At 69.8% G+C, this 12,196-nt stretch carries 14 protein-coding genes and 1 tRNA gene; 12 read left to right on the forward strand and 3 right to left on the reverse strand.

The window, feature by feature from the left end; all coding sequences use genetic code 11:
- Positions 1-11: 11 nt before the first annotated feature.
- The 6 genes from E0497_RS07150 (at position 12) to E0497_RS07175 (ending at position 5,908) form a co-directional block, all read left to right on the forward strand.
- Complete coding sequence (locus tag E0497_RS07150; protein ID WP_137724110.1) at positions 12-1,016, forward strand: pseudouridine synthase; 1,005 nt, start codon at positions 12-14, stop codon at positions 1,014-1,016.
- A 5-nt stretch (positions 1,017-1,021) separates the two neighbouring features.
- Positions 1,022-1,711 carry a (d)CMP kinase gene (gene cmk, locus E0497_RS07155; RefSeq protein ID WP_137724235.1) on the forward strand — a complete coding sequence of 230 codons (690 nt, stop codon included), beginning with the start codon at positions 1,022-1,024 and terminating at the stop codon, positions 1,709-1,711.
- Complete coding sequence (gene der, locus E0497_RS07160; protein WP_137724111.1) at positions 1,708-3,153, forward strand: ribosome biogenesis GTPase Der; 1,446 nt, start codon at positions 1,708-1,710, stop codon at positions 3,151-3,153. Before cmk ends, der begins: the two co-directional genes overlap by 4 nt.
- 101 nt (positions 3,154-3,254) lie before the next feature.
- Positions 3,255-3,328, forward strand: a tRNA-Pro gene (locus E0497_RS07165).
- Positions 3,329-3,516: 188 nt separating this feature from the next.
- On the forward strand, positions 3,517-3,702 hold the full coding sequence (locus E0497_RS07170; protein WP_137724112.1) for an enoyl-CoA hydratase: 186 nt from the start codon (positions 3,517-3,519) through the stop codon (positions 3,700-3,702).
- A 76-nt stretch (positions 3,703-3,778) separates the two neighbouring features.
- Positions 3,779-5,908: an oxidoreductase gene (locus E0497_RS07175; protein ID WP_137724113.1), complete on the forward strand. Its 2,130-nt coding sequence runs from the start codon at positions 3,779-3,781 to the stop codon at positions 5,906-5,908.
- Between the two features lie 16 nt (positions 5,909-5,924).
- Here the strand turns inward: E0497_RS07175 and E0497_RS07180 are convergent, their stop codons facing one another.
- The 3 genes from E0497_RS07180 to E0497_RS07190 form a co-directional block, all read right to left on the reverse strand.
- Positions 5,925-7,292, reverse strand: a complete 1,368-nt coding sequence (locus E0497_RS07180) for an IS4 family transposase (RefSeq protein WP_206663627.1) — start codon at positions 7,290-7,292, stop codon at positions 5,925-5,927.
- A 163-nt stretch (positions 7,293-7,455) separates the two neighbouring features.
- Positions 7,456-7,758 (reverse strand): hypothetical protein, encoded by a 303-nt coding sequence (locus E0497_RS07185; RefSeq protein ID WP_137724114.1) that lies wholly within the window; start codon positions 7,756-7,758, stop codon positions 7,456-7,458.
- Positions 7,755-8,243, reverse strand: a complete 489-nt coding sequence (locus tag E0497_RS07190) for a DUF732 domain-containing protein (protein WP_241665764.1) — start codon at positions 8,241-8,243, stop codon at positions 7,755-7,757. The genes E0497_RS07185 and E0497_RS07190 overlap by 4 nt, the downstream gene beginning before the upstream one ends.
- A 148-nt stretch (positions 8,244-8,391) precedes the next feature.
- Here E0497_RS07190 and E0497_RS07195 point away from each other — a divergent pair, with 148 nt between their 5' ends.
- From E0497_RS07195 to gcvH, 6 genes are all read left to right on the forward strand, one after another.
- The gene (locus E0497_RS07195) at positions 8,392-9,018 is read left to right on the forward strand and encodes an NUDIX hydrolase (RefSeq protein WP_137724116.1); all 627 of its coding nucleotides are present in this window, start codon (positions 8,392-8,394) and stop codon (positions 9,016-9,018) included.
- A 75-nt stretch (positions 9,019-9,093) separates the two neighbouring features.
- A complete protein-coding gene (gene clsA / locus E0497_RS07200; protein ID WP_241665765.1) occupies positions 9,094-9,726 on the forward strand; it encodes a cardiolipin synthase ClsA in 633 nt (210 codons plus the stop codon).
- Between the two features lie 74 nt (positions 9,727-9,800).
- On the forward strand, positions 9,801-10,607 hold the full coding sequence (locus tag E0497_RS07205; RefSeq protein WP_137724238.1) for a DUF881 domain-containing protein: 807 nt from the start codon (positions 9,801-9,803) through the stop codon (positions 10,605-10,607).
- The gene (locus E0497_RS07210; RefSeq protein WP_137724117.1) at positions 10,604-10,972 is read left to right on the forward strand and encodes a small basic family protein; all 369 of its coding nucleotides are present in this window, start codon (positions 10,604-10,606) and stop codon (positions 10,970-10,972) included. Before E0497_RS07205 ends, E0497_RS07210 begins: the two co-directional genes overlap by 4 nt.
- A gap of 5 nt (positions 10,973-10,977) precedes the next feature.
- A complete protein-coding gene (locus E0497_RS07215) occupies positions 10,978-11,742 on the forward strand; it encodes a DUF881 domain-containing protein (protein WP_137724239.1) in 765 nt (254 codons plus the stop codon).
- A gap of 46 nt (positions 11,743-11,788) precedes the next feature.
- On the forward strand, positions 11,789-12,193 hold the full coding sequence (gene gcvH, locus E0497_RS07220) for a glycine cleavage system protein GcvH (RefSeq protein WP_137724118.1): 405 nt from the start codon (positions 11,789-11,791) through the stop codon (positions 12,191-12,193).
- Positions 12,194-12,196: the final 3 nt, after the last annotated feature.

Raw genomic sequence — 12,196 nt, forward strand, 5'->3', positions numbered from 1 at the left:
GGGATCGACAAGTGAACAAGCCCGCTCGCCGTGATGGCACACCGGACCGAAACAAGAGGCAGCCCGCCAAGGCCAAGGGTGGTTCTGCCGGCAAGCCCGCGCAGGGCGCCAAGCGCCCCCACCGTGGCGCGACCACCACGCCGGCGCTGAACAAGCGCGGCAAGCCGAAGGCCGCCAAGCCGCAGCGCACCGCGCAGGCGCAGGCCGCCCCCATGATCAGCAACGCCAAGCCGGCGAAGCACCAGTACACCGAGGCCGACCGGGATCTCGCGCCGATGAAGGGCGACGGCATCCGGCTGCAGAAGGTGCTCGCGCAGGCCGGTGTCGCGTCCCGCCGCGCCGCCGAGGAACTCATCGACCAGGGCCGCGTCGAGGTCGACGGCCGGATCGTCCGCGAGCAGGGTCTGCGCGTCGACCCGGAGAACGCGGTCGTCCGGGTCGACGGCACCCGCGTCGTCGTCAAGAAGGATCTCGTGCACCTCGCGCTGAACAAGCCGCGCGGCTGGCAGTCCACGATGTCCGACGACCTCGGCCGCCCGTGCATCGGCGACATCGTCTCCGAGCGGGTCACCGCCGGTCAGCGCCTGTTCCACGTCGGGCGTCTCGACGCCGACACCGAGGGCCTGATCCTGCTCACCAACGACGGTGACCTCGCGCACCGGCTGATGCACCCGTCGTTCGAGGTGCCGAAGACGTACCTGGCGACCGTGCAGGGTGTCGTCGACCGCGGTCTCGGCAAGACCCTCAAGGCCGGTGTCGAACTCGACGACGGCCCCGCGAAGGTCGACGCGTTCGCGCTCCTCGACGTCAACGGCGGCAAGTCGCTGGTGAAGCTGGTGCTGCACGAGGGCCGCAAGCACATCGTCCGCCGTCTCCTCGACGCCGTCGGGCATCCGGTGGTCCGGCTCGTCCGCACCGACATCGGTGTCGTCGCGCTCGGCGACGGGCGTCCCGGCACCCTGCGGGCGCTGGGCCGGCACGAGGTCGGTGGCCTCTACGGGGCGGTCGGCCTGTGACCGCAGTGACGGGCGGACCGCTCGTCGTCGCGATCGACGGGCCGTCGGGAACCGGCAAGTCCAGCGTGTCCCGCCGGGTGGCGACCGCGCTGGGCGCCCGCTACCTCGACACCGGCGCGATGTACCGGATCGCGACCCTGCACGTGCTGCGCCGCGGCACCGACCTCGGTGACCCCGCGGCGATCGCCCGCGCGACGGCGTCGCTGCCGTTGACGATCGGCACCGACCCGCTCGCGGACGGTGTCCGACTCGACGGTGAGGACGTCACCGCCGAGATCCGCGGCGCCGCCGTGACGCAGGCCGTGTCGGCCGTGTCCGCGGTCCCGGAGGTGCGCACGTTCCTGGTGGACCTGCAACGGCGGATCGCCGGCCAGGCCGGTCGGATCGTCGTCGAGGGCCGCGACATCGGCACCGTCGTCCTCCCGGACGCGGACGCCAAGATCTTCCTGACCGCGTCCGCGGAGGCGCGGGCGCAGCGGCGCAACACCCAGAACATCGCCGAGGGCCGGGGCGACGACGTCGCAGCCGTCCTCGCCGACGTACAGCGCCGCGACCACCTCGACTCCACCCGCGCGGTCTCTCCGCTGCGTCCGGCCGACGATTCGGTGACGGTGGACACGAGTGAACTGGGTATCGACGACGTGATCGGCAGTGTGCTGCTCGTGATCGGTGAACGAACGGGAGCAGTGCAGTGACCGACGATTTCGCAAGTGAGGCAACATCCGGCGGCGGGTACGCCGGCGACGGTATCTGGAACGAGGAATCCGACTGGGAGCTCGCCGACTTCCTCGACGGAGGCGACGACGAGGAACACATCGCGGTTCCCACCGTGGCGGTCGTCGGCCGACCCAACGTCGGCAAGTCGACGCTGGTCAACCGGATCATCGGCCGCCGTGAGGCCGTCGTCGAGGACTTCCCGGGCGTCACCCGCGACCGGGTGTCGTACGACGCGTCGTGGGCCGGACGCCGGTTCATGGTGCAGGACACCGGCGGCTGGGAACCCGACGCCAAGGGACTGCAGCAGTCGGTGGCCCGGCAGGCCGAGCAGGCGATGCGCACCGCCGACGCGATCCTGCTGGTCGTCGACGCCGTCGTCGGCGCCACCGGCACCGACGAGGCGGCCGTGAAGGTACTGCGCCGCTCCAAGACGCCGGTCATCCTCGTCGCCAACAAGGTCGACGACACCCGCACGGAGGCCGAGGCCGCCGCACTGTGGTCGCTGGGCCTGGGCGAGCCGTACATGGTGTCCGCCACCCACGGCCGCGGCACCGGTGACCTGCTCGACGAGCTGCTGCGGGTGATGCCGGAAACCCCGCGCGAGGGCACCGGCGGCAGCGGACCGCGTCGTGTCGCGCTGGTCGGCAAGCCGAACGTCGGCAAGTCCAGCCTGCTCAACAAGCTGTCCGGGGACGAACGGTCCGTCGTGCACGACGTCGCCGGCACCACCGTCGACCCGGTCGACTCGCTCGTCGAACTCGGCGGCAAGGTGTGGAAGTTCATCGACACCGCCGGCCTGCGCAAGAAGGTCAGCCACGCCAGCGGCCACGAGTTCTACGCGTCGCTGCGCACCAAGTCGGCGATCGAGGCCGCCGAGGTCGCGATCATGCTGATCGACGGATCCGTGCCGATCACCGAACAGGACCTGCGGGTGCTGTCGATGGTGTCCGACGCGGGACGTGCGCTGGTGCTCGCGTTCAACAAGTGGGACCTCGTCGACGAGGACCGGCGGCTCATGCTGGAGAAGGAGATCGACCGCGAACTCGTGCGGGTGCCGTGGGCGCAGCGCGTCAACATCTCCGCACACACCGGTCGCGCCGTCCAGAAGCTGGTGCCGGCGATCGAGACGGCACTCGACTCGTGGGACAAGCGCATCCCCACCGGCCGACTCAACAACTGGCTCAAGGAGGTCGTCGCCGCGACCCCGCCTCCGATGCGTGGCGGCCGCCTGCCGCGGATCATGTTCGCCACCCAGGCGGGTACCCGCCCGCCGACGTTCGTGCTGTTCACCACCGGCTTCCTCGAGGCCGGCTACCGCCGCTTCCTCGAGCGGCGGCTGCGTGAGGAGTTCGGCTTCGACGGCAGCCCCGTCCGCATCTCGGTGCGGGTGCGCGAGAAGCGGGACCGCAAGAAGAAGTGACGCCAGCCCGTCCCGCCCTCGAAATAGCCTCCTGGCCAGCCGATTCGCTTTCCCCCGCGATGCTGTTGTAATCTTCTGAGGCGCCCGAACGAGGGTGTGGACGGGCTGTGGCGCAGCTTGGTAGCGCACTTGACTGGGGGTCAAGTGGTCGCAGGTTCAAATCCTGTCAGCCCGACCGTGAGGAACCCGGATGAAGCACTGCTTCATCCGGGTTCTTTCGTATGTACGGGTACCTCGCCGCGGGAAGTCGGGTAGTCGAACAGGTAGTTGTGCCGTCCCCGTGTAACGCTCGACACGGCAGGCTGGACATAGCAATCGACGAGACTGAAGTCGACGAGGCGGGAAGCGAGAGGACGATCCGAGATGTTGCGCCGGGGACGGAAGACGATGATCGCGCTCGACAGCGGCGACTGGTGCCTGGCGCGGGTCGTCGGCAAGCGTAGTAACGAGTCGGGTGTCCGGGTGCGGTTCGTGGCGCACCGGGCGGGGGAGCGGTACCCGACGTACACGATCGTCGAGTGCAACGCCGGTGACGGTTTCGCGCTGTAGGGCCGAAAGCATCGGTTCTGTCTCGTTGAGCGGGAAAATACGACATGCGGTCGTTGGTGCTCACTAGCTTTCGGGTGTGACGACGATTCAGCCCCAGACTTTCCCTCATTTGCTCGCCCCGGGCACCATCGGCCCGATCACCCTCGACAACCGGGTCGTCCTGCCCGCCATGGACATGAACCTGTGCGAGGACGGCGAGATCCACCAGGGGGACATCGACCACTTCGTGGCGCGTGCCGCCGGCGGCACCGGCCTCATCATCACCGGGTGCTGCGCGGTCGCCTACCCGACCGGGTCGACGAGCCTCAAGGAGCCGGGGCTGTCGGAGGACCGGTTCATTCCCGGGTTGAAGGCGCTCGCCGACGCCGTCCACGACGCCGGCAGCAAGCTGTGCGTGCAGATGACGCATCACGGCCGGGTGGCCCGCATCGACACCCTCGAGGGTCGCGCGATGCTGGTGCCGTCGCCGCCGACGCCGCCGAGCGACATGAGCGCCATGATCGACTGCACCCCTGAGGAACTCGGGAAGATGGCCGAGATCCAGGGCGGCAAGAAGGCGTCGTACCACGAGGCGACGCACGAGGACCTGGCGTGGCTCGTGCGGGTGTTCGCGGAGGCCGCCGAGCGGGTCCGCAAGGCCGGGATCGATGCCGTCGAGATCCACTGCGCCCACAACTACGTGCTCGGCGGCTTCCTGAGCCGCTACTCGAACCAGCGCACCGACGAGTACGGCGGATCGCTGGAGAACCGGGCCCGGCTCGCCTGCGAGGTCGTGCGCGCCGTCAAGGACGCGGTCGGCGACGACCTCGCCGTCATCGTGCGCCTGGCCGGTCAGGAGTACGGCGAGACGAACGGCATGACCGCCGACGAATCGGCTGCTGCCGCAGTACTGCTGGAGAAGGCCGGCGCCGACGCGATCCACGTCACCGGCACCGCGCTCAACGCGTTCGCGAACTTCACCGACGGCCCGCTGCCGAACACCGTCGGCTACTACACCGACAACGCGGCCGTCATCAAGCGTGCCGTGACGATCCCCGTCATCACCGTCGGCCGCATGCTCCCCGAGGTCGGCGAGACGATGATCGCGCAGGGCCGCACCGACTTCGTCGCGATGGGCCGCCAGCTGCTCGCCGACCCGGACCTGGTGAACAAGCTGAAGGCCGGGTCCGCCGAACGGGTCCGCCCGTGCATCAACTGCTACGTGTGCGTGCAGGAGAACTTCTGGGACGACACCCCGCTGTGTGCCGTCAACCCGACACTCGGCAACGAGACCCTGCTGCCGTTCCCGAAGATCGAGGCCCGCAAGCACGTCGTCGTCGTCGGCTCCGGCCCGGGCGGACTCGAATCGGCCCGCATCGCCGCCGAACGCGGCCACCGGGTGACGGTCCTCGAGAAGACCGATCGCGTCGGCGGCACTCTGTGGTTCTCGACGCTGACCACCCCCGACAACGAGCGGCTCCTGGACTGGCTGACCGGTGAGGTCACCCGGCTGGGCATCGACGTCCGGCTGAACACCACCGCCACCCCGGCGGTCGTCGCGGCGCTCGCCCCCGACACCGTCGTCGTCGCGACCGGCGCCGTCCGGGAGCGGCCGAGCGTGCCCGGCGGCACCCTGCCGCACGTGCACACCGGCGACTCGATGCGTGCCCTGATGACCGGGGCCGGCGACGTGTCCGACCAGTCGCCGCTGCTGCGGATCATGGCGAAGGCCGCCGGGCTCCTCGGCATCACCAAGAGCCCGGCCACGATCCGCGACCTGAGCCGCAGGTTCCTGAAGTTCCTGCCGATGAGCCGCAACGTCGTCGTCGTCGGAGGCTCCCTCGTCGGCCTCGAACTGGCCGAGTTCCTCGCCGAACGCGGCAGTCGCGTCACCCTCATCGAGGAAGGCAAGCAGCTCGGTGTCCCGATGGCCATGCCGCGCCGCTGGACCGCTGTCAAGCACGCCCGCGAGGTCGGCGTGAACATCCACCGCGGCGCGACCCTCGAGCGCATCACCCGCAAGACCGTCGAGTTCCGGGCCGGCGGCGAAACCCTGTCCGTGCCCGCGTCGATGGTCGTCGTCGCGACCGGCGTGTCCGCGGCCGCACCACTCGCCGACGCGCTCACCGCGTCGGGGGTCGACGTCCGCGTCGTCGGTGACGCCGGCTCCGTCGACTACATCGAGGGCGCGATCCACTCGGCGTGGAAGGCCGCGGCCGACATCTAGACCCAATGCCGCGCAGTTAGGGGTATCGACCGTCTGTCCAATCCGACGGTTTGAGTACATGGATGGCGATGTCGACCGCGGGATAGTTCGTGCGGTCGACATCGCCTTTGGCTCGATGTTTGGAGATCGCTCTCTTGACCACGCGAGGACAATCACGTGCTCGGCGTACAGGATTGAGGTCGGCCAGGACTGCGCGGCCGATCTTGCCGACCAGATCGACGGTGGTGCCGGCAATCACGCCCGACGCGAGTACCACCAGGTCGCGGGCGGTGGTGAGGGCAACGGTGAAGCTCGCGCGCAGCGGTGGGATGTCCGTCCCGGTCGTCGCGTCGGCGATCGCGATACGCAACGCCTGGTAAGTGGTCAACAGCGCGTAGACCTCCTGGGTGACCCCGGCCGGGGTACGGGCCCGTAACATCGCGTCACCGAGAATGGTCGACTTCAACTCCAGGTAGGTCGTCTCGATCTCCCATCGCTGGTGATACAGCCGAACCAGCTCCGATGCCGGGTAACGGCGATGATCACTGAGGGTGGTGATCAGCCGGTATCGGCAGGTGCGGGGCGTGCTGCCTTTCGGGGTGATCACAATCTCGGCATCGATGACGCGGACGACCACCGTGCCGATCGGGGCGAGCCAGGACCCGTCGGGCAACTGTTCGATGGAGGGAAGCTTGCGGTTGCTCTTGCAGCGGATGAGCAGGTCGGCCTTGACGTCCACGATCTGCTCAACCAACGAGGCGACGGCGAAGTTACGGTCGGCCAACAACAGCATGCCATCGCGTAGGCATCCGAACAGTTTTGGTGCATAGGCGATCTCGGAAACACCGTAGGTGCCGAACACGGCATCGACGATGGTGCGGGTGCCGCACGCCACCACGGCGAGCATGCGCACCATCGGGTAGCCCGAGTCGCCGCGCGGGCCCCCGGTTTGACGGTGGTAGACGCCGAGGTTGGCGACCGTGTCGGGCACGAACATCGAGGTTCCGTCGATCGCGCACACCAACAGTCCTCGCCACCGAGCGGCACCGGGCCTGGGGCCCTTGACCAGGCTGAACAACTCTCGCAGCGGTGCGGCGCCGATGCGCAGGCGGGCCTGCGACAATGCCGAGGAACCCGGATGAGCCACCGCACCGGTGAGGCCCGCGGTCAGCTTCGCCCACACGCGGGTATAGCCGATATCGGGGAACAGGCACGCGGACAACAACAGGTAGACCACGACTCGCGACGGCAACTCCCGCAATCGAGCCTGTGTCGCTCTCGCCGACTCGAGTGCGGCATCGACCATCTCGAATGGCACGATCTGCGTCAACTCACCGAGATGTCCCGGCGCGAACGGCCCGGTGGCTACCACCGACTCGTGTTTGATGACAGACTGAACGGACAACGGAACTCCTGGTGGGGCTTGTCTTTGGCGGACAAAACCTCATTACCAGGAGTTCCGTTGCCTATCTCACGACACGCCCAGCGTCACGGCTCGCAGTCGCTTGACCTGTCAGGCCAATCCCTAACTGCGCGGCATTGCATCTAGACCGGGTGCGACGCCTCGGTCAGGACTCGTTCTCGACCGAGGCGATCGCGTCCCGCCACGTGGGGTGGGTGCCGACGAGGTCGCCGCCCGCATCGCTGTCGGCCGTCCGCCACACACCCCAGCGGCCGGCGTCGCTGCCGACGGTGATCCGGCGGACCGCCCACTGCGGGGGCCGGTGCGGCTCGAGATCGGGCAGACCCAGGATACGACGCATCTCCGCGTACCCGATGGGCTGCGGCGGCTCCGGCTCGGACATGTCCGGCAGCCCCAGCAGGCGGCGCATCTCGTCGTAGCCGAGGGCCGGATCCGTATCGCGGCTCACCGGGTGGCCCCGTCGAATTCGGGGCAGTACGCGGACGTCGCCGCGCCGAGGGCGTTGTCGATCTCGGCGGGCGAGAAGACGCCCTCCCCGCGGTACTCGGTGACCACCTCGGGTGCGCTCTGCCCGCGGTAGAGCGCGTTGCACATCGACAGCCCCAACCGGATCTGGTCGCTCTCCGGCTTCGCCAGGAGCGTGAACTCGGTGATGTACGACAGGAACAGCAGATCCTCGGTGCCGAGATCGTCGCTCACCTCGGGTACCGCGGCAGCCGGTTCCGGGACCGCAGCCGGCGCACTCGACGCGACCGCGGACGGGCGGACCGGTGCCGGAGTGACCGGGGCACGGTGCGTCGTCGTCGGCGGCTCGTGGGTGGATCGGGCGATCACCACGGGCTCGCCGTCGGTGGGGGTACTGCTGCATCCGGCCAGGACCGGGAGCGTGAGGGAGAGCGCGGCGGCCAGGCCGAACCGGATGGAGCGGGTCACGGAAGAAATCATGCCGCACCAGCACTGCGGTGGCGATTCCGGGGCGACACGACGATGATGCGTCGAAGATCGGTGCCACGGCGGTCCGACAGTGGCATCGGGTAGCAGCGGCATCGGATAGCAGTGACATCGGATATCGGAGGTGGCGATGACGGACACGGTCCGGCGCACCCGCGGCGACATCGCGGCGGCGCTGGCACGATTCGACGCGCGCACCGTCCCGGTGGGTGACCGGCGGGCGGCCGCCGTCGTGATCGCGGTGATGCGCGGCGCCGACGGCGTCCCGGTGTTCCCGCTGACGATGCGCCCGGCGACCATGCGCGCCCACGCCGGCCAGTTCGCGCTGCCCGGCGGCCGCCTCGACGACGGGGAGAGCGCCCGCGACGCGGCGCTGCGGGAACTGCACGAGGAACTCGGCGTCGTGGTCGACGCCGAGAACGTGCTCGGCCGGCTCGACGACTACGTCACCCGCTCCGGGTACGTGATGTCCCCGTTCGTGGTGTGGACCGGCCTGCGCGTCGACGACGTCGTCCCCAACCCGGCCGAGGTGGCGCACGTGTTCGCGGTGCCGCTCGACGAACTGGACGTGCCGACCGAGTACGCGCCGGTCCCCGGCTCGCCGGATCCGTCGGAACTGCTGGCGCGGTGGGCTTTCCGCGGCGATCATATCCACGCACCCACCGGTGCCGTCATCCACCAGTTCTGCGAGGTGGTCCTGCACGGCCGGCCCACCCGCGTCGCGGACCTGGCGCAGCCGAGGTTCGCATGGCGGTGAACCGGCCGCAGACCGGTCTGTGACAAGCTGACCACCGGCACGACGGACAGTTTTCGGGTACCGAGAGGAACACGGGTGGACGCGGTGGAACAGGGGCGGCCGGGCATCCCCGAGAGCGTGGCGCCGACCGATCGCATCGTGACGATCCCGAACCTGCTCAGCCTGATCCGGCTCGCCGGCGTCCCGGTGTTCCTGTACCTGCTGCTCGGCCCACAGGCCGACGGGTGGGCACTCGCGATCCTGATGCTCAGCGGTTTCACCGACTGGGCCGACGGCAAACTCGCCCGCCTGCTGAACCAGATGTCGCGGCTCGGCGCGATCCTCGACCCGCTCGTCGACCGGCTGTACGTGATCACGACACTGATCGCGTTCGTGGTGCGCGGCATCGTCCCGTGGTGGGTCGCCGCGATCCTCGTCGGCCGGGATCTGCTCCTCGCGTTGACATTGCCGATCTACCGCCGGCGCGGACTCCCGCCGCCGGAGGTCGTGTACCTGGGCAAGGCCGCGACGTTCGCGCTGATGTTCGCGATGCCGCTGCTGCTCGCCGCACAGATGGACTGGGCCGTCGCGGCCGCCGCGCACACGGCGGGCTACGCACTGCTGGTGTGGGGGACCGCGCTGTACGTGTGGACCGCCGGTATCTACGTCGCGAAGGCGGCCGGTGTCGCCCGGACGGTGCCGCCGCTCGCGGCGCGGGGCGGGCCGTGACGGACCTGCGGCGAGCCGACCGGCAGGTGCGGCGCGTGCGACGGAACCCGGTTCCGTCGCTGCTGAAGTCGCTCATGAACGATCACCTCGATCCCGGTTACGCCGCCGCGGCCGAGGACCGCCGCCGTGGGCACGTGAAGCCGACCCGATGGGGTGCCGGTGCCTGGCCGGTGGTCGGAGCGGTCCTCGTCGGCGCGGTGCTCGGGACCGCGTACGCGCAGGCGTCGTCGTCCGCTTCCGACGTGGACCGCACCCGCGCCGAGATGCTGAGCAAGGTGCGCGCCGCCGAGGAGGCAGGACGGGCCCTCACCGCCGGCCGGGACGATCTGGTCGTCCGCGTCGAGGACCTGCGGGCGCGGGTCCTCACCGGTGACGCGGAGGGCACACGCGTGCTCGACCGGTTGCGCACACTCGAATCGGCCGCCGCGACCGAGTCGATGACCGGTCCCGGACTGGTGGTCACGCTGACCGACCCGACCGCCCGACCCGACCTGACCGATTCGTCGCAGCGCGCCGCCGGGGCCGCACGCACCGGGGTCCTCGACCGCGACCTGCAGTCCGTCGTCAACGCGCTGTGGGCGTCGGGTGCCGAGGCCGTCGCCGTCGGCGGTGTCCGGATCGGACCCGGCGTCACGATCCGGCAGGCGGGCGGCGCGATGCTGGTCGACAATCAACCGGTGCCGTCGCCCTACCGGGTGGAGGCGATCGGTGCGCCGAGAGCACTCGAAACCGGATTCGTGGTGAGCGACGCCTACCTGCGGATGGCCGCGGTCCGCGACTTCTACGGCGTCGGGTTCGCATTGTCCGCCGCCGACACGCTGCAACTGCCCGCTGCGACGGGCCGAGACGCACGGTACGCACAGGAAACGGGGGGATCGTGACACAGACGACGACAGGTAGGAGCGGCAACGCGCTCTACGGGGTGCTCGCGCTCGTCGCGGGCATCGCGATCGGGATCGTGTTCAGCCCGCAGGTGCCCGACGCGGCGGCACCGTACCTGCCGATCGCGGTGGTCGCCGCCCTCGACGCGGTCTTCGGCGGGCTGCGTGCCTACCTCGACGAGATCTTCGACGCCAAGGTGTTCGTCGTGTCGTTCGTGTTCAACGTCCTCGTCGCGGCCCTGCTGGTGTGGCTCGGTGACCAACTCGGGGTCGGCACGCAACTCTCGACCGCGATCATCGTCGTCCTCGGTATCCGCATCTTCGGTAACGCGGCCGCGTTGCGCCGCAGGCTGTTCGGGGCGTGACGGGCATGGGGGACGGCGACGGCCGGCACGAGATGCCCGCACCGGCGGTGAACCGGACCCGCGGCCGGCTCGGTTTCGGTCTGCTGGCGGTGCTGCTCATGGCGGCACTCGGTGTCGGGATCGTCACCCAGGTCACCAGTACCGGCTCCGGTGACAACCTCGACTCGGCGCGCCCCGCGGACCTCCTCACGGTGCTCGGCAACCTGAACCAGCGCGAGGCCGCACTGCGGCAGGAGATCACCGGGCTGGAGCAGACACTGTCGAAACTCGAGGCGGGTGGCGGCAGCGGTGCTGCGCTCGACGAGGCCCGGACCCGGCTGGCGGCGCTGTCCGTCCAGGTGGGGGCCGTCGCGGCAACCGGGCCGGGCGTGGTGCTCACCGCCGCCGACCCCGGGCACGCGGTGGGGTCGGAGGTGCTGCTGGATCTGGTGCAGGAACTGCGCGCCGCGGGAGCCGAGGCGATCGAGTTCGGCGGCACGACCGATGCCGGCACCGGTGGAGACACCGCACCGGTGCGGATCGGCGTCGACTCGTGGTTCACCGGCACGTCCGGCAACGTCGTCGTCGACGGCCGGAAGGTCGCCGCCCCGTTCCGGATCGTCGCCATCGGCGACCCGCCGACGCTCGCCGCGGCCCTCAACATTCCCGGAGGCGTCGTCGACACCGTCGCCCGCGCCGGCGGCAGCCTGCAGATCGAACAATCCGCGCAGGTCACCGTGTCCGCCTTGCGGGACGTCGCACCGCGTCAATACGCTCGACCCGCAAACTGATCTTCTTTCGGCCCGTTTCCCGGGTCGTTTCCGAAAGGACGCCACCGTGAGTGAGCTCGCAACCCCCGCCGATCTGCGTTACACGGCAGAGCACGAATGGGTGCGACGGACGGGTCCGACGACCGTGCGGGTGGGCATCACCGACTTCGCGCAGTCGCAGCTCGGCGACGTCGTGTTCGTGCAGCTGCCGGCCGAGGGCGATGCCGTGGCCGCGGGCGACTCGTTCGGCGAGGTGGAGTCCACCAAGAGCGTGTCCGACATCTTCGCGCCGCTGACGTCGAAGGTCGTCGCGGTCAACGCGGACCTGGACGGAAGCCCGGAACTGGTCAACAGCGATCCGTACGCCGGTGGCTGGCTCGTCGACCTCGAGATGGAGTCCGAGGCGGCGCTGGACGAGGCGCTCGCCGGGACACTGGACGCCGACGGATACCGCGCGGTCTCCGGAAGCTGACTT

The organism is Prescottella subtropica (assembly GCF_005434945.1).
Lineage (GTDB): Bacteria > Actinomycetota > Actinomycetes > Mycobacteriales > Mycobacteriaceae > Prescottella > Prescottella subtropica.